This window comes from Streptomyces sp. S07_1.15, assembly GCF_020739505.1.
Taxonomy (GTDB): domain Bacteria; phylum Actinomycetota; class Actinomycetes; order Streptomycetales; family Streptomycetaceae; genus Streptomyces; species Streptomyces xinghaiensis.
In genome coordinates this window covers 4,429,833-4,450,335 of sequence record NZ_JAJBZK010000001.1, presented here as the reverse complement: position 1 = coordinate 4,450,335, position 20,503 = coordinate 4,429,833, and the positions used below count along the sequence as shown (strand labels likewise).

The 20,503-nt window shown below is 74.0% G+C and carries 18 protein-coding genes; 6 read left to right on the top strand and 12 right to left on the bottom strand.

Going from position 1 to position 20,503, the window contains the following annotated elements; translation table 11 throughout:
- Window positions 1-10: 10 nt before the first annotated feature.
- The gene (gene purE / locus LIX60_RS19215; RefSeq protein ID WP_227959572.1) at window positions 11-541 is read right to left on the bottom strand and encodes a 5-(carboxyamino)imidazole ribonucleotide mutase; all 531 of its coding nucleotides are present in this window, start codon (window positions 539-541) and stop codon (window positions 11-13) included.
- Complete coding sequence (locus tag LIX60_RS19210) at window positions 538-1,677, bottom strand: 5-(carboxyamino)imidazole ribonucleotide synthase (RefSeq protein ID WP_227959571.1); 1,140 nt, start codon at window positions 1,675-1,677, stop codon at window positions 538-540. Before LIX60_RS19210 ends, purE begins: the two co-directional genes overlap by 4 nt.
- A 281-nt stretch (window positions 1,678-1,958) precedes the next feature.
- On the opposite strand from LIX60_RS19210, the gene LIX60_RS19205 reads away from it, so the two are divergent.
- Entirely contained in the window at window positions 1,959-2,471 is a 513-nt protein-coding gene (locus LIX60_RS19205; RefSeq protein WP_227959569.1) for a GtrA family protein, read from the top strand.
- 149 nt (window positions 2,472-2,620) lie between these two features.
- Here the strand turns inward: LIX60_RS19205 and LIX60_RS19200 are convergent, their stop codons facing one another.
- On the bottom strand, window positions 2,621-3,862 hold the full coding sequence (locus LIX60_RS19200; protein WP_227959568.1) for an ATP-binding protein: 1,242 nt from the start codon (window positions 3,860-3,862) through the stop codon (window positions 2,621-2,623).
- A 60-nt stretch (window positions 3,863-3,922) separates the two neighbouring features.
- Window positions 3,923-4,603, bottom strand: a complete 681-nt coding sequence (locus LIX60_RS19195; protein WP_227959566.1) for a response regulator transcription factor — start codon at window positions 4,601-4,603, stop codon at window positions 3,923-3,925.
- A 285-nt stretch (window positions 4,604-4,888) separates the two neighbouring features.
- Between LIX60_RS19195 and LIX60_RS19190 the strand changes: the two genes are divergently transcribed.
- Both LIX60_RS19190 and LIX60_RS19185 read left to right on the top strand, forming a co-directional pair.
- Window positions 4,889-5,092: a cold-shock protein gene (locus tag LIX60_RS19190; protein ID WP_019711691.1), complete on the top strand. Its 204-nt coding sequence runs from the start codon at window positions 4,889-4,891 to the stop codon at window positions 5,090-5,092.
- A gap of 156 nt (window positions 5,093-5,248) precedes the next feature.
- Complete coding sequence (locus LIX60_RS19185) at window positions 5,249-6,826, top strand: DEAD/DEAH box helicase (RefSeq protein WP_227959564.1); 1,578 nt, start codon at window positions 5,249-5,251, stop codon at window positions 6,824-6,826.
- A gap of 380 nt (window positions 6,827-7,206) precedes the next feature.
- On the opposite strand, the gene LIX60_RS19180 is transcribed toward LIX60_RS19185, so the two are convergent.
- Entirely contained in the window at window positions 7,207-7,695 is a 489-nt protein-coding gene (locus tag LIX60_RS19180) for an ATP-binding protein (protein WP_227959563.1), read from the bottom strand.
- A 182-nt stretch (window positions 7,696-7,877) separates the two neighbouring features.
- Complete coding sequence (locus LIX60_RS19175; RefSeq protein ID WP_227959561.1) at window positions 7,878-8,258, bottom strand: STAS domain-containing protein; 381 nt, start codon at window positions 8,256-8,258, stop codon at window positions 7,878-7,880.
- A 237-nt stretch (window positions 8,259-8,495) separates the two neighbouring features.
- On the opposite strand from LIX60_RS19175, the gene LIX60_RS19170 reads away from it, so the two are divergent.
- Window positions 8,496-9,497, top strand: a complete 1,002-nt coding sequence (locus LIX60_RS19170; RefSeq protein ID WP_227959560.1) for an RNA polymerase sigma factor SigF — start codon at window positions 8,496-8,498, stop codon at window positions 9,495-9,497.
- A gap of 190 nt (window positions 9,498-9,687) precedes the next feature.
- On the opposite strand, the gene hutI is transcribed toward LIX60_RS19170, so the two are convergent.
- The 4 genes from hutI to hutU form a co-directional block, all read right to left on the bottom strand.
- The gene (gene hutI / locus LIX60_RS19165) at window positions 9,688-11,028 is read right to left on the bottom strand and encodes an imidazolonepropionase (RefSeq protein ID WP_227959559.1); all 1,341 of its coding nucleotides are present in this window, start codon (window positions 11,026-11,028) and stop codon (window positions 9,688-9,690) included.
- A 122-nt stretch (window positions 11,029-11,150) separates the two neighbouring features.
- Window positions 11,151-12,620 (bottom strand): formimidoylglutamate deiminase, encoded by a 1,470-nt coding sequence (locus tag LIX60_RS19160; RefSeq protein ID WP_227959557.1) that lies wholly within the window; start codon window positions 12,618-12,620, stop codon window positions 11,151-11,153.
- A complete protein-coding gene (locus LIX60_RS19155) occupies window positions 12,611-13,867 on the bottom strand; it encodes an allantoate amidohydrolase (protein WP_227959555.1) in 1,257 nt (418 codons plus the stop codon). The genes LIX60_RS19160 and LIX60_RS19155 overlap by 10 nt, the downstream gene beginning before the upstream one ends.
- Window positions 13,864-15,546 carry a urocanate hydratase gene (gene hutU / locus LIX60_RS19150; protein ID WP_227959554.1) on the bottom strand — a complete coding sequence of 561 codons (1,683 nt, stop codon included), beginning with the start codon at window positions 15,544-15,546 and terminating at the stop codon, window positions 13,864-13,866. Before hutU ends, LIX60_RS19155 begins: the two co-directional genes overlap by 4 nt.
- Window positions 15,547-15,792: 246 nt before the next feature.
- Here hutU and LIX60_RS19145 point away from each other — a divergent pair, with 246 nt between their 5' ends.
- Both LIX60_RS19145 and LIX60_RS19140 read left to right on the top strand, forming a co-directional pair.
- Entirely contained in the window at window positions 15,793-17,169 is a 1,377-nt protein-coding gene (locus LIX60_RS19145) for a diaminopimelate decarboxylase (protein ID WP_227959552.1), read from the top strand.
- Window positions 17,170-17,207: 38 nt separating this feature from the next.
- Entirely contained in the window at window positions 17,208-18,581 is a 1,374-nt protein-coding gene (locus tag LIX60_RS19140; protein ID WP_227959551.1) for an APC family permease, read from the top strand.
- 231 nt (window positions 18,582-18,812) lie between these two features.
- Here the strand turns inward: LIX60_RS19140 and LIX60_RS19135 are convergent, their stop codons facing one another.
- Complete coding sequence (locus LIX60_RS19135) at window positions 18,813-19,445, bottom strand: hypothetical protein (RefSeq protein WP_227959550.1); 633 nt, start codon at window positions 19,443-19,445, stop codon at window positions 18,813-18,815.
- Window positions 19,446-19,614: 169 nt separating this feature from the next.
- Complete coding sequence (locus tag LIX60_RS19130) at window positions 19,615-20,490, bottom strand: MurR/RpiR family transcriptional regulator (RefSeq protein WP_227959549.1); 876 nt, start codon at window positions 20,488-20,490, stop codon at window positions 19,615-19,617.
- Between the last annotated feature and the right edge of the window lie 13 nt (window positions 20,491-20,503).

Here is a 20,503-nt window from a genome sequence, read left to right as displayed (position 1 = left end):
GGGCCGCGCATCAGCCTCCGAAGCCGAATCCGCCCGCGCCTCCGGTCCTGGCCCGCAGCCGCTTGCCCTTCTCGGTGGCCTGCTCCCTGAGCTTCTGCTGGAACTCCCGCATCCGCTCCAGCAGTTCCGGGTCGTGGGCGGCGAGCATCCGTACGGCCAGCAGGCCCGCGTTGCGGGCGCCGGCCACGGAGACGGTGGCGACGGGGACCCCGGCCGGCATCTGCACGATGGAGAGCAGGCTGTCCATGCCGTCGAGGTGCTTCAGCGGGACGGGGACGCCGATGACCGGGAGCGGGGTGACGGAGGCGAGCATCCCGGGGAGGTGGGCGGCTCCGCCCGCGCCCGCGATGATCACTTTGAGGCCCCGGTCCGCGGCCCGCTCGCCGTACGCGATCATCTCGTGCGGCATCCGGTGGGCGGAGACGACGTCGGCCTCGTGGGCGATCCCGAACTCGGCGAGGGCCTCGGCGGCGGCCTCCATCACCGGCCAGTCGGAGTCGGAGCCCATCACGATGCCGACGGCGGGGGCGGTGGCGCTCATTCGGTGATCGTCCCTCGGAGGTAGCCGGCGGCGTGCCGGGCGCGGTCGAGCACCTCGGCCAGGTCGTCGCCGTACGTGGTGACGTGGCCGACCTTGCGGCCGGGCTTCACGTCCTTGCCGTACATGTGGATCTTGAGCTGCGGGTCCCGGGCCATGCAGTGCAGATACGCGGAGTACATGTCGGGGTAGTCGCCTCCGAGGACGTTGACCATGACCGTCCACGGTGCGCGGGGCCGCGGGTCGCCCAGCGGCAGGTCGAGCACCGCGCGGAGATGGTTGGCGAACTGCGAGGTGACCGCGCCGTCCTGGGTCCAGTGGCCGGAGTTGTGCGGCCGCATGGCGAGCTCGTTGACCAGCAGCCGGCCGTCCCGGGTCTCGAACAGCTCGACGGCGAGATGGCCGGTGACGTCCAGCTGCTCGGCGATGGTCAGCGCCATCCCCTGGGCCTCGGCGGACAGCTCCCCGGAGAGTCCGGGCGCGGGCGCGATCACGGTGTCGCAGACCCCGTTCACCTGCCACGACTCGACGACGGGATAGGCGACGGCCTGGCCGTGCGGGGAGCGGACCACGTTGGCCGCGAGCTCCCGGGCGAAGTCCACCTTCTCCTCGGCGAGCACCGGGACGCCCGCCTTGAACGGGTCGGCGGCCCCGGCCTCGTCCCGGACCACCCACACGCCCTTGCCGTCATAGCCGCCGCGGACGGTCTTGAGGACCACCGGGAAGCCGTCGCCCTCGGCGGCGAAGCGGCCGACGTCGGCGGGATCGGTGACGATCCGGTGGCGCGGGCAGGCGATCCCGATCCGGTCCAGCGCGGCCCGCATCACGCCCTTGTCCTGGGCGTGGACCAGGGCCTCGGGCCCGGGGCGCACGGGGATGCCGTCCGCTTCCAGCGCCCGCAGGTGTTCGGTCGGGACGTGTTCGTGGTCGAAGGTGATCACGTCACAGCCCTGTGCGAAAGCACGAAGGGTGCCGAGATCGCGGTAATCGCCCACGACCACATCGCTCACGACCTGGGCCGCGGAGTCCTGCGGGGTGTCGCTGAGCAGCTTGAACCTGATGCCGAGGGGGATGCCCGCCTCATGGGTCATACGGGCGAGCTGTCCGCCGCCGACCATGCCGACTACCGGGAATGTCACATGAACCAGGGTATCCGGCCGCCGCGGCGTTCCCGCCGCCCGGTCTCTCGGAGGATCCTCCAGCCCGGCCGCGCCCGGGGCCGGGCCTGCGGGGCCGGATCCGCGCGCGGGATGCGGGAGCGCGTGGTTAGCATGTGGTGGCCCGGCCGCCGGCGAGCCCACCGCGACCCGGTCCGCGGCCGGTACGACCGCCCCACGGACACACCACGGACACACCACGGACGCCCCCAGGCCGGCGCAGACGCTCCCAGGCCGCCGAACGACGGAGTCAGACCATTCCCATGACCGGAAGGCCGACACTGCGCAGCCGCGTGCGGCGCGTGAGCCGGGAAGCGGCCAAGTTCGGGACCGTCGGAGCCGTCGGCACCCTCGTCAACTTCCTGGTCTTCAACCTCTGCGTGCACGGCTTCGGACTGGCCGTCGTCCGCTCCGGGGTCATCGCCACCGTCGCCGCCATCGGCACCAACTACCTCGGCAACCGGCACTGGACGTACCGCGCCAGCGACAAGGACGGGCAGAGCCGGGAGCTGGGCCGCTTCGTGTTCTTCAGCGGCATCGGACTGGTGATCGAGAACGGCATCCTGGCCCTCTCCCACTACGGGCTCGGCTACACCTCGACCCTCGCGGACAACATCGCGAAGAACATCGTCGGGGTCGGCATCGCCTCCGTCTTCCGCTTCTGGGCGTACCGGACCTGGGTGTTCCGGAGGCGGCCCGTACGGGAGCCCGTCGCGGCAGGGTCCTTCCCGGCGGAGCAGACGCCGTCCCCGGGGGAACCGCCGTCCGGCGGCTGAGGCTTCTCCCCGTGCCCCGTCCGCTTCGCGGCTCAGACCCCTCCCTACGTCCCGTCCGCTTCGCGGCTCAGACCCCTTCCTACGTCCCGTCCGCTTCGCGGCTCAGACCCCTTCCTACGTCCCGTCCGCTTCGCGGCTCAGACCCCTTCCTACGTCCCGTCCGCTTCGCGGCTCAGGAACAACGCGAACACCGGCGGCCGCTGCTGCAGCAGTTCCAGCCGGCCGCCGTCCGCCTCCGCCAGGTCGCGGGCGACGGCCAGGCCGATGCCCGTGGAGTTGCGGCCGCTGACCGTCCGCTCGAAGACCCTGGCCCCGAGGGCCGGGGAGACGCCCGGTCCCTCGTCCGCGACCTCGACGACGACCTGATTGCCGGTGACCCGGGTGCGCAGGGCGACCGTTCCCGCCCCGTGCATCAGGGAGTTCTCCACCAGGGTGGCGAGGACCTGGGAGACCGCGCCGGGGGTGCCGACCGCCCGCAGCCCCTTCTTGCCCGAGCAGACCACCGCCCGTCCCGCGCTGCGGTAGGCCGGGCGCCACTCCTCCACTTGCTGTTTGACCACCTCGTCCAGATCGAACGAGACGGCCGACCCGGTGCGCGGGTCACGGGAGTTGGTGAGCAGCCGCTGCACGACGTCGGTCAGCCGCTCCACCTGCCCCAGCGCTATCGCCGCCTCCTCCTTGACCGTCTCGGGGTCGTCGGTGCCCGAGATCTCCTCCAGCCGCATGGAGAGCGCGGTCAGCGGCGTGCGGAGCTGGTGCGAGGCGTCGGCCGCCAGGCGCCGCTCCGCGGTGAGCATCCGGCCGATGCGCTCGGCGCTGGCGTCGAGGACGTCCGCGACCCGGTCGAGCTCCGGCACCCCGTAGCGCCGGTGGCGCGGCCGGGGGTCGCCGGAACCGAGCCGTTCGGCGGTGTCGGCGAGGTCGGTGAGCGGGGCCGTCAGCCGGCGGGCCTGCCACAGGGCCAGCAGCAGGGCCGCCAGGACGGCGAGCAGGGAGACGCCGAGGATGATCAGCACGGCGCGGCCGATCTGGTCCCCGACCACCGCGGCCGACTCCCGTACGGTGATCCGCTCGCCCATGTCGCCGGTGACCTCGGCCTCGATGACCTCGCCGGCCGGCCGCTCACCGATCTCCAGGTCGGGGGCGCCGTCCAGCTCGACCCGGGCGTAGCGCCCGGCGGCCACCTGCTCGCGCAGGATCTCGGGGCCGACCCGGTCACCGCCGGCCAGCCGCCCGTCCACCACGCTCATCAGCCGGACGGCGTCGGACTCCACGCTCTCCCGCGCGGCCTCCTTGATGGTGCGGGCCTCGACGAGGACGAGCGAGATCCCGAAGACGGCGATGACGACGAGGACCACGGCGAGCGTGGAGTTGATCAGACGACGGCGCACGGTGCACTCCGGGGCGGGCAGGGGTCTCGCACGGTCCCGGGGACGGCCGCGCGGCCCCGGTCAGCTCTTCTCGAAACGGAATCCGACGCCGCGGACGGTCGCGATGTAGCGGGGGTTGGCGGCGTCGTCCCCCAGCTTCTTGCGGAGCCAGGAGATGTGCATGTCCAGGGTCTTGGTGGAGGACCACCAGGTGGTGTCCCAGACCTCGCGCATCAGCTGGTCGCGGGTGACGACCCGGCCGGCGTCCCGTACCAGCACCCGCAGCAGGTCGAACTCCTTGGCGGTGAGCTGGAGTTCCTCCTCGCCCATCCAGGCGCGGTGCGACTCGACGTCGATCCGGACGCCGTGGGTGGCCGGCGGATGGTGGGGGGCCTCGGCCACGCCGCGGCGCAGCAGGGCCCGCACCCGGGCGAGGAGCTCGGCCAGCCGGAAGGGCTTGGTGACGTAGTCGTCGGCGCCCGCGTCGAGGCCGACCACGGTGTCCACCTCGTCGGCGCGCGCGGTGAGCACCAGGATCGGGAAGGTGTGGCCGTCGGTGCGGAGACGGCGGGCCACCTCGAGCCCGTCCATGCCCGGCAGGCCCAGGTCGAGGACGAGGAGGTCGACGGCGTCCCGCAGCCCGGCGTCGAGCGCGGCGGGCCCGTCCTCCCGCACCTCGACCTCGTATCCCTCGCGGCGCAGGGCGCGCGCGAGCGGCTCCGAGATGGACGCGTCATCCTCGGCGAGCAGTACACGGGTCATGGACTGATGGTAGTCCGCGGTTCCGGGAGGCCGGGGCGGTCCGGGGAGACCGCGCGACCGGGACCGGCGGGCCCCGCTGTGCCGGGGAACACAGCGATGCCTCCGCCCTTTGTGTGCTAAGTTGGCGGAGTTGCAGTTGTGGTACCCAAGAACGTGCGCGCCTGGGAAATTGTGATCCCGGGCGCTCTTTGTTTTGCCGGAAGCATTTCCGGACTGGGGCGAACATCTCAGCGACTCGGAGCGGCGCAGTGCCGTTCCGCACGTCCCCCCATGAAGGAGAGCATTATGGCTACCGGCACCGTGAAGTGGTTCAACTCGGAGAAGGGCTTCGGCTTCCTGGAGCAGGACGGCGGCGGCCCCGACGTCTTCGCCCACTACTCCAACATCAACGCCCAGGGGTTCCGTGAGCTCCTCGAGGGCCAGAAGGTCGAGTTCGACGTCACGCAGGGCCCCAAGGGCCCGCAGGCGGAGAACATCCGCGCTCTCTGATGCGCTGAGGACCACCGCGTAACTCACGGCAGGGGCCCGCACTACCGGTGCGGGCCCCTTCCCGTGCCCCACCGAGCTCCCTGCCGCGGGGGCCGCGCCGTCCGGCGCCGCCCGTTCCGTACGCCGTCGAGCTCACCCGCAGCAGGAAGGCTCCTTATGCCCCGCCCCACCACCAGCGGCTCCACCGCCTCCGGCAACGGTTCCGGCGACGGCTCCGGCCGCCGCGGCCCGCGCTCCCGCGGCCGCAGGCCGGCGAACGCCCCCGGGAACGGCGCGCGGAACGGCGCCCGGAAGACGACCGCCCCGGCCGTCACCACCGAGCCCGCGGCCCCCGCTTCCCCCGGCACTCCCCCGCGGCCGCCCGCCGCGACCTTCGCGGAGCTGCCGCTGAACCCGGCGCTGCTCACCGCGCTGACGGAGAACGGCGTCACCGACCCGTTCCCCATCCAGTCCGCGACGCTGCCCGACTCGCTCGCCGGCCGGGACGTCCTCGGCCGCGGCCGGACCGGCTCCGGCAAGACGCTCGCCTTCGGCCTGGCGATGCTCAGCCGCACCGCCGGCCGCCGGGCCGAGGGCAAGCGGCCCCTGGCGCTCGTCCTCGTCCCCACCCGGGAACTGGCGACCCAGGTCACCGAGGCCCTCACCCCCTACGCGACGGCGCTGCGGCTGCGTATCGCCACCGTCGTCGGCGGCATGTCGATCAACCGGCAGGTCGAGGCGTTGCGCAAGGGGCCCGAGGTGCTCGTCGCCACACCCGGGCGGCTCGCCGATCTGATCGACCGCCGCTCGTGCTCGCTCGGCGATGTCGCCGTGACCGTGCTCGACGAGGCCGACCAGATGACCGATATGGGCTTCCTGCCGCAGGTCACCCGGCTCATGGAGCAGGTGGCGCCGGACGGGCAGCGGATGCTGTTCTCGGCGACCCTGGACCGCAACGTCGACAAACTGGTGCGCCGCTTCCTGGTCGATCCGGTGACCCACTCCGTGGACCCGTCCGCGGCCACCGTCACGGCCATGGAGCACCACGTCCTGCACGTCCAGGACACGGACAAGAAGGCCACGGTGGCGGAGATCGCCGCACGCGAGGGCCGCACGATCATGTTCGTGCACACCAAGCGCGGCGCCGACCGGCTCACCAAGCAGCTGCTGGCCGCCGGGGTCCGGGCCGTGGCACTGCACGGCGGCAAGTCGCAGCCGCAGCGCACCCGGACGCTGGAGCAGTTCCGGACCGGCGAGGCCACCACGCTGATCGCCACGAACGTCGCCGCGCGCGGCATCCACATCGACGGCCTCGACCTCGTGGTCAACGTCGATCCGCCGACCGAGGCGAAGGACTATCTGCACCGCGGCGGCCGCACGGCACGGGCCGGCGAGGCGGGCACCGTCGTCACCCTGGTCACCCCCGACCAGCGGCGGGACATGAGCAAACTGATGGCGGAGGCCCGGATCTCCCCCGGCACGGCGCGGGTGCGGCCCGGCGACCCGGAGCTGGTGCGGATCACCGGAGCGCGCCCGCCGTCCGGCCGGGCCATCGTCATCCAGGCACCCGCCCAGCCGGCGGCCCCGGCGCGCAAGCGCGGGCCGCGTTCCGGCGGCTCCGGCCGGGCCGGCGGAGCGGGCGGAGAGGGCGGCACCGGTGGCGCCCCGCACCGCACCCGCAGCGGTGAGGGCCGGAGCCGGCGACGGCACTCCGGCCGCGGCGGTGCGGGCGGTTCGGCGCGGCCGGTCGCCTGAGCCCGGACCGCACTCACGGCACCCGGGCTCCCCGCCCGGAGGCCGGGAGACGAGGACGCGAAGAGAGGCCCGGTCCCCTGGAAGCCAAGACCAGGGGACCGGGCCTCGCTCTGCGTACGGGAACTCCGCGGGCGGGGTCTCCGCGGACGGGAGACAAGGGTGACGGCGGCCGCCCCGCACGGGGACGGAGGGGGCCGGGCAGCGGCCACGGGACCCCCGGAGCGCCCGGAGGGGCGCGGAGACCGTCGAACACTCCGCCCGCGTGATACGGGACGGAGCCCGCGCCCGGCAGATGCCCGGGCGGAACCCCCTGACCGCGGGGGGCGCGGCGCGCGGACCCGGCGGCTTACGGTGGGCCGGGGGGCGGGGAGCGGCCCGCCTCACTCCGGAGTGGTCAGCTCCGCCCAGACGGTCTTGCCCGCGCCGTCGGCGCTCCGTACGACTCCCCAGTGCTTGCAGAGCCGCTGGACGATGAACATGCCGTGCCCGCCGGGACGGCCCGCGCGGTGCGGGGTGCGGGGCTCGGGAGAGCCCTCGCCGTGGTCGTCGATCTCCAGCCGGAGGACGTTGCCCGCGCTGCCGAGCCGGAGTTCCTCCGGGCCCTCGGCGTGCAGGCAGGCGTTGGTCACGAGCTCCGAGACGACCAGCAGGACATCCTCGGCGGCCGCCCGCTGCTCGGGAGACCCGGCCGGCAGCCAGCCCCAGTCGTGGAGGGCCTGGCGTGTGAAGTCACGCGCCGTCGGAACGATGCCGCTGGCACCTTCCAGGCGCAGCGTGCGGACCTGTCCGAAGCCGGATAGGGGGGTGGAGGCCGCATCGCCCGGATCCGGGCCGCGATCGCCCGGCGAATACGGGCGAGTGGTGCTCATCAGCGCTTCACCTCACCGGTTCGCCGATAGACAGGTTACGGATACCCGACGTATTCATCAGATTCAGCTGTCTCCTGCCCGACCTCTCCTGGGGAACACCCACATATTCGAGATATTCGAGTCGCGTGGTGTGACGCGCGTAACATTTCATCTGCGGAGTGGCCGGTGGTAGAAGGGACGGCTCAGTCGGTGGGTGAGTCGGCGAGCGCCTCCTCCACGGTGTCGTGCACGGTGAAGACGGCCTCCGCACCCGTGATCTCGAACACCCTCGCCACGACCGGGAGCATTCCGGCCAGATGCACGGAGCCTCCGGCCTCCTCCGCCCTGAGCCGCGCACCGAGCAGGACGTTCAGCCCCGTCGAGTCGCAGAACTCCAGCTGGGAGCAGTCGACCACCAGGCGCACCCGCCCCTGGTCGACGCATTCGTCCAGCGGCTCCCGCAGCACTTCGGCGGTGTGGTGATCGAGCTCACCCGCCGGCGTCACGACAGCAGTGGGGCCGTGGTGGCGAACCTCGACATGCAGCCGGCCCTTACTGGTACTGCCGACCATCCCGCGGTCCATGCGCACCCCTTCCGGTTAATGGCGACGGCAGAGCGAAGACTACGCCTTCGATACATCGACTGGTAGTCGAACTTCCCCACGAAAAGCCCAAATACGGACAATATGTCCTTGCTTTGGTCCCATGGAAGCGGGTAGGGCTAGAAGAGTCAGGTAGGCCCACGGTCGGCTCGGAGGCGCCGCACACCGCAGGAAGAGATCGGCTTCGGCAGCCGTATGCCGAGAAATGACGGAGGAACCATGTCACCCCAGCTCGACGAAGCGCACACCGAGTACGAGTCCCCGGCGTACGGCTCCGTGTACGAGACCCCCGGGATCGCGGCGTTCGTGACGTCGGCGGTGACCGGCGCGGTCACCGGCGCGGTGACCGGCGCGGAGTCCCTCCCCTCCGCCGCTCCGTCCGTCCCCGCCGCCCTGTCGGGGATCCCGGGAGAGTCCGGATTCCCCGCGCTCCCGTCCTCGTCGTACGAGACGCTGGGGCCGCTGGACGCGCGCACCCTGTCGAAGACGCTCTTCGCGCGGCTGGAGGGACTGGAGGAGGGCACCCACGAGCACGCGTACGTACGGAACACCCTCGTCGAGCTCAATCTGGCCCTCGTGAAGTTCGCCGCCGGGCGGTTCCGCACCCGCAGCGAGCCGATGGAGGACATCGTCCAGGTCGGCACCATCGGCCTGATCAAGGCGATCGACCGGTTCGAGCTCAGCCGCGGTGTGGAGTTCCCCACGTTCGCGATGCCGACGATCATCGGCGAGATCAAGCGCTTCTTCCGGGACACCAGCTGGTCCGTGCGGGTGCCGAGACGGCTGCAGGAGCTGCGGCTGGACCTGGCCAAGGCGGGCGACGAGCTGGCGCAGCAGCTCGACCGGGCCCCCACGGTGGGCGAGCTCGCCGAGCGGCTGGACATCAGCAACGACGAAGTCGTCGAGGGCATGGCCGCGAGCAACGCGTACACCGCCAGCTCGCTGGACGCCCAGCCCGAGGAGGACGACACCGAGGGCACCCTGGCCGATCGCATCGGCTACGAGGACCACGGCATCGAGGGCATCGAGTACATCGAGTCGCTCAAGCCGCTGATCGCCGAGCTCCCGGCGCGCGACCGGCAGATCCTCTCCCTGCGCTTCACGGCCAATATGACGCAGTCCGAGATCGGCGAGGAGCTGGGCATCTCGCAGATGCACGTCTCCCGGCTGCTCTCCCGCACCCTGGGCCGGCTCCGCAAGGGACTGATGATCGAGGAGTGATCCGGCCGCGCGCGGGCACTCCGGCCGCGCGGTCCTCATCGTGAAGGGCTCGCCCCGTCCGGGGCCGGGCCCTTCGGCATGCCCGGGGCACCGCCCGGACGGCACGGCCCGGGTCAGCGGGGCACGGTTCAGCTGCTCACGGAGTCCGCGGTTCACGGCTTCAGGGGTCCACACCGTCGGCGGTCACGGATCAGTGGACGCGCTCCCCGCGCCGCCAGACCGCGGAGACCAGCGGAACGCCCGGCCGGTAGGCAAGATGCACCGGCGACGGCGCGTCCAGCAGCACCAGATCGCCCCGCGCGCCCGGGGTGATCCGGCCGGTGTCGGTGCGGCGCAGCGCCGCGGCGCCGCCGGCCGTCGCCGCCCACAGCGCCTCGTCCGGGGTCATCCCCATGTCCCGTACGGCCAGGGCGATGCAGAACGGCATCGAACTGGTGAAGGAGGAGCCGGGGTTGCAGTCCGTGGAGAGCGCGACGGTGACACCCGCGTCCAGCAGCCGGCGCGCGTCCGGCCAGGCGGCGCGGGTGGAGAACTCCGCGCCGGGCAGCAGGGTCGCCACCGTCTCCCCCTGCGCGAGGGCGTCGACGTCCTCGTCGGTGAGGTGGGTGCAGTGGTCGGCGGAGGCGGCCCCCAGTTCGACGGCGAGGCGCACCCCGGGGCCGTACGAGAGCTGGTTGGCGTGGACGCGCGGGACGAGGCCGCGGGCGGCCCCGGCGGTGAGAATCGCGCGGGCCTGGTCGCCGTCGAAGGCACCCCGTTCGCAGAAGACGTCGATCCAGCGGGCGTGCGGCGCGCAGGCGTCGAGCATCGGCCCGGTGACGAGGCCGACGTAACCGGCGGGATCGTCCGCGTACTCCGGGGGCACGATGTGCGCGCCGAGGAAGGTGACCTCGTCGGTGTGGGCGGCGGCGATCCGCAGGGCGCGGGCCTCCTGGCCGGTGGTCAGCCCGTAGCCGGACTTGGTCTCGATGACGGTGGTGCCCTGGCGGAGGGCTTCGGCGACGTAGCGGGCGACGTTGGCGTGCAGGCGTTCGTCGGTCGCGGCACGGGTGGCGGCGACGGTGGTGCGGATGCCTCCGGCGGCGTAGGGGCGGCCGGACATGCGGGCGTTGAACTCCTCGGTGCGGTCTCCGTCGAACACCAGATGGGAGTGGGAGTCGACGAAGCCGGGGACGGCGGCGCGGCCCGCGGCGTCCACGCGGGTGTCCGCGGCCGGTACCCGGCGGGACGGCCCGGCCCAGGCGACGCGTTCGCCGTCGAGGACGACGGCGGCGTCCCGCAGCAGTCCGAGCGGGCCCTCGCCGAGGGCGGGGTCGTTGGTGACGAGCACGGCGATACCGGTGACGGCGGTACTCGTCGCACCGGCACCGGCACCGGCACCGGCACTGGCCGCCGCGGCCGGGCCGTTCCGGGCGGCGGGCGGCGCCGGGTCACCCGGGCCCGCGGCCCCCGTCCCGGCGCCCAGCGGCCGTCGCCGTCCCGGCGATCCGCCCGGTCCGGCGGTTCCGCTTCCGGTCTCCGTCCCGCTCATGCTCTCTCTCCTCTGTCCGTGCGCCGCGGGGCTGATGCCGCGTCATGCGAAGAAACCGCCGGGGTGGCGCCGGTGGCCGACGCGGCCGGGCGGCCCGGTACCGCCGCTCGCCGGAACGGCCGTCACCCGCCGTCCGCGTCCAGCAGCGCGGCGACGGACTCCGCCAGGGCCCGCGGTACGTCGTCCACGAGCAGATGGGCGCCGTCCCGGACGATCTCACGGCCGCCGACCACGGTGTGCCGGACGTCCGCGGCCGTCGCGGCGAAGACCGCCGCCTCCGCGGCCAGCCGCGGCGGCGGGCCGGCCGTGCGGACGGTGTCCAGGGCGACGGTGGTGAGATCGGCGAACGCTCCCGGTGCGATGCGGCCCGCCTCGGGCCAGCCGAGTGCGGCGTGGCCGTCGGCGCCGGCGGCGCGCAGCAGTTGCGCGGCCGTCCAGTGGCCGCGGGTGCGCGAGCTGAGGCGTTCGTCGAGCTCCATCGCCCGGGCCTCTTCCAGCAGGTCGATGACCGCGTGGCTGTCGCTGCCGAGGGAGAGCCGGCTGCCCGCGTCCCGCAGCCGTACCGCCGGGCCGATGCCGTCGGCCAGATCGCGCTCCGTGGTGGGGCACATGCACACACCTGTGCGGCTGCCGCCGAGCAGGCCGATGTCGCCGGCGGTGAGATGGGTGGCGTGGACGGCGGTGGTGTCCGGGCCGAGGACTCCGTGGTCGGCGAGGAGCCGGGCGGGGGTGCAGCCGTGGGCGCGGCGGCAGGCGTCGTTCTCGGCCGTCTGTTCGGAGAGATGGACGTGGAGCGGCGCCCCGCGCTCCCGGGCCCAGGCGGCCACCACGGGCAGCCCCGCCGCCGGGACGGCGCGTACGGAGTGCACCGCGGCCCCGATCCGCGCGTGGCCCGCGGGCTTCAGAGCCGCGGCGCGCTCCGCCCACGCCTCCGCCGTGCCGTCGCCGAAGCGCAGCTGGGGCCCTTCGAGAGGCCTCCCGGTGCGGCCGGCGCCACCGGTGCCCTCGGGGAAGCCCGCGGCCAGATAGGCGGTGTCGAGGAGGGTGAGGCGGATGCCCGCCTCGGCCGCGGCGGCGATCAGGGCCTCGCCCATGACGTTGGGCTCGGCGTAGCGGGTGCCGCCGGGGGCGTGGTGGAGATAGTGGAACTCCCCGGCGCAGGTGATGCCGGCCAGGGCCATCTCGGCGTATACGGCGCGGGCGAGGGCGTGGTAGCCGTCCGGCGTGAGACGGGCGGCGGCCCGGTACATGACGTCGCGCCAGGCCCAGAAGGAGCGCGGCGCCCCGCCCTCCCCGGAGCCGCCCCCGGTGCCGTGGCCGGTGCCGTGGCCGGTCTGGGCGCGGCCGCGCAGGGCCCGGTGGAAGGCGTGCGAGTGGGCGTTGGCCAGGCCGGGGAGGGTCAGGCCGCGCAGGACGACGGCGCCGGGCGGCGGCTGCGGAGTACCGGTGGTGCCGTTGCCGTTGCTGCTGCTTCCGGTGGTTCCGGTGGTGCCGACCCCGGCGATGCGGCCGTCCGCGCCGGCCGTGATGGTGACGCCCGCCGCCACGGTGCCGTCGAGCCAGGCGTACTCCGCCCAGTAGGTCAGGGGCACGCCAGTCCTTCCAGTACGTCGGCGAGCGCGGTGACTCCGGCGAGGCAGTCGTCCTCGACCGCCGTCTCGGCCGGCGAGTGGGAGACGCCGGTGGGGTTCCGTACGAACAGCATGGCGGCCGGGACCTCGGCGGACAGGATGCCCGCGTCGTGTCCCGCGCCGGTGGGCAGCACGCGGGCGCCGCCGAGGAGCGCCGTGATCCGGTCGCGCAGCGCGTGTTCGAACTCGACGACGGGCGTGAACGATTCACGGGTGACGCCGACCGTCACGCCGTCCCGCTCCCCGCGCTCCTCGGCCGCGCGTTCGATCGCGGTGACGACGGCGGCGAGGGTCTCCTCGTCGGCGGCACGGGAGTCGAGCCAGCCGCGCACCAGGGAGGCGATGGCGTTGACGCCGTTCGGTTCGACGGCGGTCTTGCCGAAGGTGGCCAGCGCCCCGGCGCGCGCGGCCTGTTCGCGGGCGGCGAGGACCGTGTGCGCGAAGGTGAGCATCGGGTCGCGCCGGTCGGCGAGGAGCGTGGTGCCCGCGTGGTTGGCCTCGCCGCGGAAGTCGAAGCGCCAGCGGCCGTGCGGCCAGATGGCGGAGGCCACGCCCACGGCGTCGCCGGTGCGGGCCAGGGTGCGGCCCTGTTCGATGTGGAGTTCCACGAACGCGCCGATACGGGACAGGCGTTCGGGGTCCGGGCCGATGCCTTCCGGATCGTGGCCGGCCCGTTCCATGGCCCGGGCCAGGGTGGTGCCGTCGGCATCGCGGAGTTCGCGGGCCGCCGAGGGGGTGAGCCCGCCGGTGGCGAGGCGGGAACCGGCGCAGGCCAGGCCGAAGCGGGCGCCCTCCTCGTCGGCGAAGTTGGCGACCGCGAGCGGCCTGGCGGGGCGGGCGCCGCGGGCGAGGAGTTCGTCCAGGGCGGCGAAGGCGGAGACGATGCCGAGCGGCCCGTCGAACGCCCCGCCGTCCGGCACGGAGTCCAGGTGGGAGCCGGTGACCACGGCGCTCCCCGGCCCGGTGCCGGCGGGCGGGGCGGCGCCGAGCCAGGCCCACTGGTTGCCGTTGCGGTCGGTCTCGCAGACGAGCCCCCGGGCGCGTGCCTGGCCGGCGAACCAGGCGCGGCAGTCCGCGTCGGCTTCCGTCCAGGCGTAACGGCGGTAGCCGCCGGTGCCGGAGTGGCGGCCGACGGGCGCGAGGTCCCGCCACATCTCCCGGAAGGACGCGCCGCGGGTCCAGCGGGCGGTGCCGGTGGCGGCGGTCATCGCTGCTCCCCACCCTCCCGCATCGGGATGCGGACGCCGCGCTCCGCGGCGACCTCCTCCGCGCGCTCGTACCCCGCGTCGACGTGGCGGATGACGCCCGTGCCGGGGTCGTTGGTGAGCACCCGGCGGATCTTCTCCCCGGCGAGCGGGGTGCCGTCGGCGACGGTGACCTGCCCGGCGTGGAGGGAGCGGCCCATGCCGACGCCGCCGCCGTGGTGGACGGAGACCCACGAGGCGCCGGAGGCGACGTTCACCATGGCGTTGAGCAGCGGCCAGTCGGCGATGGCGTCGGAGCCGTCGCGCATGGCCTCGGTCTCGCGGTACGGGGAGGCGACCGAGCCGCAGTCGAGGTGGTCGCGGCCGATGACGATCGGGGCCGCCAGCTCGCCGGAGGCCACCATGTCGTTGAAGCGCTCCCCCGCCTTGTCGCGCTCTCCGTAGCCGAGCCAGCAGATCCGGGCGGGCAGGCCCTGGAAGCGCACGCGCTCCCCGGCGAGGCGGATCCAGCGGGCGAGGGACTCGTTCTCCGGGAAGAGGTCGAGGACGGCGCGGTCGGTGGCCGCGATGTCGCGGGGGTCGCCGGAGAGGGCGGCCCAGCGGAAGGGCCCCTTCCCCTCGGCGAAGAGCGGGCGGATGTACGCGGGGACGAAGCCGGGGAAGTCGAACGCCCGTTCGTATCCGGCGAGTTGGGCCTCGCCGCGGATGGAGTTGCCGTAGTCGAACACCTCGGCGCCCGCGTCCTGGAAGCCGACCATGGCCTCGACATGCCGGGCCATGGACTCGCGGGCGCGGAGGGTGAAGTCGGCCGGCTTCTCGGCGGCATACGCGGCCATGCCGTCGAAGTCGACCCCGAGCGGGAGGTAGCTGAGCGGGTCGTGGGCGCTGGTCTGGTCGGTGACGATGTCGACGGGCGCGCTCTCGGCGAGCATCCGCGGCAGCACCTCGGCGGCGTTGCCGAGCAGTCCGACGGAGAGCGGTTCGCGCCGGTCGCGGGCGTCGACGGCGAGCCGGAGGGCGTGTTCGAGACTGTCGGCCCGGACGTCGAGATAGCGGTGCTCGATCCGGCGTTCGATGGCGCGGGGGTCGCAGTCGACGCAGATCGCGACACCGCCGTTCATGGTGACGGCGAGGGGCTGGGCGCCGCCCATCCCGCCGAGCCCGGCGGTCAGGGTGATGGTGCCGGCGAGGCTGCCGTCGCCCCGGCCCCGGGCGGCCAGCTTCGCGGCGACGGCGGCGAAGGTCTCGTAGGTGCCCTGGAGGATGCCCTGGGTGCCGATGTAGATCCAGGAACCGGCCGTCATCTGGCCGTACATGGTGAGGCCGAGGGCCTCCAGGCGGCGGAACTCCTCCCAGGTGGCCCAGTCGCCGACGAGGTTGCTGTTGGCGATCAGCACCCGCGGGGCCCACTCGTGGGTGCGCATCACCCCGACGGGGCGGCCGGACTGGACGAGCATCGTCTCGTCCGGTGCCAGGGTGCGCAGCGTGCGGATCATGGCGTCGAACGAACCCCAGTCGCGGGCCGCCTTGCCCGTGCCGCCGTAGACCACGAGCCGGTCCGGATGCTCGGCGACCTCCGGGTCGAGGTTGTTCTGCAGCATCCGCAGGGCGGCCTCCTGCGGCCATCCCCGGGCGCTCAGCTCCGTACCGCGCGGTGCGCGCACGGGTCGCGGTCCCGCCATGGGCCTGCCTCCCTGCTGGGCTTCCGCCCCGACTGGATTGATTCATTCACATACTCACGGCATGAATATAAGTAGTCAACAGCGGCGTGCGGCCGGCGGCGGTGCCGACGGGCGACCGCCGGCCACGGACGGAGCAGGCACCGGGCCGGTGACCGGACACGCGCTCCCGCGCACGCCCCGGCGCGTCCCGCCTCCGGGCCCGGCCGGTACTGGGCACGGAGCCGCCGCGAGTGGTGGAGTGGTGCCATGACCTCCAGCGACACCACCGGGGCGGCGGACAGGGAGCCGCACGGGCCCGCGGAGACCGCCGCCCGCCGGGAGCAGGCCGTGCGCGCCGCCGTACGGCAAGGGCTGGTCGGGCCGGCCGACCCCGTGATCGGGCTGCTGGACGTGGCCGGCATCCGGGCCTCCGCCGCCGGGCTGCGCGCCGCCTTCGAGGAGGTCACCGCGCCGGGCACCCCCGTACTGCACGCCTTCGCGGTCAAGGCCGCCTCCCTGGTGCCCGTGCTGGCGCTGCTCGCCGACGAGGGCCTGGGCTGCGAGGTGGCGAGCCCCGGTGAGCTGGCGCTGGCCCGCGCCGCCGGGGTGCCGCCCTCCCGGATCGTCCTGGACTCGCCCGCCAAGTCGGTCGCGGAGCTGCGCGAGGCGCTGGCGCTCGGGGTCGCCGTCAACGCCGACAACGCGGAGGAACTGGCCCGCATCGACGCCCTCGTCCACGCGGCCCCGGTCGCCTCACCGCTCGGGCTGCGGGTGAACCCGCAGGTCGGCGGCGGCACCATCGACGCGCTGTCCACCGCCACGGAGACCTCCAAGTTCGGGGTCCCGCTCCGTGACGAAGGGGCGCGTGCCTGGCTCGTCCGCGCGTTCCTCGACCGGCCGTGGCTCACCCGGCTGCACGCCCACGTCGGCTCCCAGGGCATCCCGCCGGAGCTGATGGCCCGGGGGGTGCGGGAGACCTACGAGCTGGCGGAGGAGATCAACGACGCCGCCGGGCAGCGGCGGATCACCACCCTGGACATCGGCGGCGGCCTCTCCGTCAACTTCGCCTCCGACAGCGAGCGCCCGACCCACCGGGAGTACGCGAGGACGCTGCGGCACGCCGTACCCGGCTTGTTCGACGGGCGGTACGGGCTGGTCACCGAGTTCGGCCGGTCCCTGCTCGCCAGGCACGGCACCGTCCTGGCCCGGGTGGAGTACGCCAAGACGGCGGGGAGCCGGCCGATCGCCGTCACCCACGCGGGCGCCCAGCTCGCCACCCGCACGGTCTTCGCACCCGACTCCTGGCCCCTGCGGGTGGCGGCGTTCGACGCGGAGGGGCGGCCGAAGACCGGGCCGGTGGTCGAACAGGACATCGCGGGCCCGTGCTGCTTCGCGGGCGACCTGGTGGCGCGCGGGCGTCCGCTCCCGCGGCTGGAGAGCGGGGATCTGGCCGCGCTGCTCGACACCGGCGCGTACTACTTCTCCAACCACTTCGCGTACAACAGCCTGCCCCGGCCCGCCGTCCACGGCTTCGTCCGCACCTCCCGGGGCATGCGCTTCGCCCTCGTACGGCCCGCACAGACGCTCGACGAGATTGTGGCCGAGAGCGGCGGCGACCGGCCCGGCGCACTGAGGTCGATCTGACGGATGCGAACGGCCGCCGGCCGGGTAGTCCCTCTCCCATGCAGAACCCCGGCCCGCCCGCAGGACAGCCCGCCCCGCCTCCGCCCGCGCCGGCGGACGACACCGCACCGCTCAAACGGGTGCTCGGACCCAAGCTGCTGATCCTGTTCGTGGTCGGCGACATCCTGGGCACCGGCATCTACGCCACCACCGGCAAGGTGGCGGGCAAGATCGGCGGCGCGCTGTGGCTGCCGTTCGTCATCGGCTTCGTGCTCGCCCTGCTGACGGCGGCCTCCTACGCCGAACTGGTCGGCAAGTACCCGAAGGCGGCCGGGGCCGCGCTCTACACCCAGAAGGCGTTCAAGGTCCCGTTCCTGACCTTCATCGTCGCCTTCATGGTGATGTCCTCGGGCCTCTCCTCGGCGAGTGCGGCGGCCCGGGCCTTCAGCGGCGACTACATGGCCGAGTTCGCCGACGTGCCGCCGCCGCTGGTCGCGGTGGCCTTCGTCCTGGCGCTCGCGGCGCTGAACCTGCGCGGCGTCTCGGAGTCGGTGAAGGCCAACGTCGTCCTGACGCTGGTGGAGCTGAGCGGCCTGCTGGTGATCATCGGGATCGGGGCGTACGCCGTGCTGTCGGGCGGCGGGGAGCCGTCCCGGCTGGGCGAGTTCGAGGCCGGGGGCACCGGGTTCGCGCTGATGACCAGCGTGCTGGGGGCGACCGCGCTCGGCTTCTTCGCCTTCGTCGGATTCGAGGATTCGGTGAACATGGCCGAGGAGACCAGGAACCCGGTCCGCACCTTCCCCCGGGCGCTCTTCGTCGGCGTCGCCGTCACCGGCACCATCTACGTGCTCGTGGCCCTGATCTCCTCGCTCCTCGTCGACTACCGCGTCCTGGAGGGTTCCTCGGGGCCGCTGCTGGAGGTCGTGAAGGCGGGCGGCGTCGACTTCCCTCCGGAACTCTTCGCGCTGATCGCCCTGTTCGCCGTCACCAACTCGGCGCTCATCAACATGATGATGGCCTCCCGGCTGGTCTACGGCATGGCCAACGAACGCATCCTGCCGCGGGCCATGGGGCGGGTGCTGCCGATCCGCCGGACTCCCGTCACGGGGATCGCCTTCACCACCCTGCTCACGCTCGGACTGGTGTCCACGGGCGAGATCGAAGGGCTGGGCGACACCACCGCGTTCCTGCTGCTGTGCGTCTTCGCCCTGGTCAACGTCTCGGTGCTGGTGCTCCGCCGGGACCGGGTGGAGCACCGGCACTTCCGTACGCCGACGGCGCTGCCGCTCCTGGGCGCCGTCACCGCGCTGCTGCTGGCCAGTCCGCTGGCCGACCGGGCCGCCGACGTCTACATCCGCGCCGGCGTGCTGCTGCTGATCGGGGTCGCGCTGTGGGCCGTCAACAGGCTGGCACTGCGGGCTCGTTCGGAATGACGGCGGACGGCACGGGCGCCACCGCGCCGTGCCGTCCGCGCGGACGACCCCGCGAGGCATCAACGCCAGTCGTCCATGCGAGGCATCCGTGCGGGCCGGGCGGCGTACGCGAACGCCCGTACGGACCGAACCGCCGTACGGGCGATACGCGGAGGGGCTGCCCCGGGCCCGCGCGCTCCCGGCGCCCACAGGCTTCCCGGCCACCGCAGGGCGGCCGGCGGCGGACCGCCGTCAGACCGCCGCCGCGGTGCGCTTCCGGGTGCCGGCTCCCGGCGCCGGACGCTCCGCTGCCGGGAGCGCCTTGCGCTTCCCGCCGCCCGGCGCGGCGTCGCCCGCGGCGATCCCCGTCGTCCGGTAGCCCCGGGTGTCCTTGCCCGCCGGGCCGCGCCGGGCCCACTCCGGACGGACCCACAGCAGCGCCTCGTGCCTCCGCTCCCAGCGGCCGAGCCACAGGGCCTTGGCCCACAGTCCGGCACCGGCCCCGGCGAGCAGCATCCCGCCCGCCGCCGGCACCGCGAAGGAGGAGCCGAGGGCCGCCGCGGCCGCCGCCCACAGCCACCAGCGGTGCCCGCGCCGCCAGACCCGGGCGGTCACCGCGCGGTCCTGCAGGAAGTCCCGTCTCCCGGCCCGCGCGGCGCCGTCCGCCAGCTCCCGGTACCGTCCGCGCCGCGCGGCGAACGCGGCCACCGCCGCGAGCAGCAGCAGCGCGGCCCCCGCGGCCAGCCCGGTCCGCCGTCCCAGCAGGCTCACGGGAACGGCGGCGCCCAGCGCCGCGGTCACCAGTCCGGTCCACCCCATCCACACCGCGGGCACACGCACCATCACCGCCACCCGTGCCAGCGTCGTCGCCGCCTCGCGCCCCACAGCGGGCCTCCTTGTCGCTCGATGTCACCTCGAATGCGGTCTCGGTAGGGGCGCATTGTAGTAAGGACATATGAGAAACGGATAAGGAAAGCCGCGTCCTCTCCGGCCCCGGCACCCGTCCTCCCGTGGCGGACGGGCGCCCGGCGCGTGCCCGCCGGACAGAACAGCGCTAGTCGACGAAGAGCCCGCGGGCGGCGGCCCGGGCGTCGAACTCCTCCAGCCGGGCCTGCGCGTCCGGCAGCCCGTCGCACATCGCCTCCAGCAGCACGCGGCCGAGCATCATCGGCGCGCAGGCGGTGTCGAACGCCAGCCCGGTGCCGACGGCCGCGGGCAGCAGCAGGTCCGAGTGGCGGGCGACGGGCGCGAAGGCGCTGTCGGCGACGGTCACGACGGTCAGTCCGGCCGAGCGCGCGTGGTCGAGCGCCTCGGTCACCTCGCGCGGATGGCGCGGCAGCGCGAAGCAGAGCAACGCGCTCGCGCCCGCGCGCCGGGCCGCGTCGACGCGGTCGGCGAGCATCGTGCCGCCCTCGTCGAACAGCCGGACGTCGGGGTGCACCTTGGCCGCGAAGTAGGCGAAACCGCGCGCCTGCGCGGAGGCCGCGCGCAGCCCGAGCACCGGCAGCGGGCACGACGCGGCCAGCAGCCGCCCCGCGTGCTCCACCGGCTTCGGGTCGGCGAGCAGCGACGCCAGATGGCGCAGATTCTCCATCTCCGCGTACACGGCCTGCTGGTAGGCGTTGTACGCGCCCGAGGCGGGACCGCGCTCGGCGGCCGGTACGTCCCGCAGGTGCCGGCGGAGCGCCGGATAGCCGTCGAAGCCCAGGGCGACCGCGAAGCGCGTCACGGACGGCTGGCTCACCCCGGCGAGCTCGGCCAGCTCCACGCTGGACAGGAACGGCGCGTCGGCCGCCCGCCGCACCATGCAGTGCGCGATCCGGCGCTGCGTGGGCGTCAGCCGGTGTCCTTCGAACAGCTTCTGCAGCCGGGCCGCGGCGCCGGCCGCGTTCCCGCCGCCGGCCGTCCTCCCCGTGCCGGTCCCGGACATCCGGCCTCCCGCC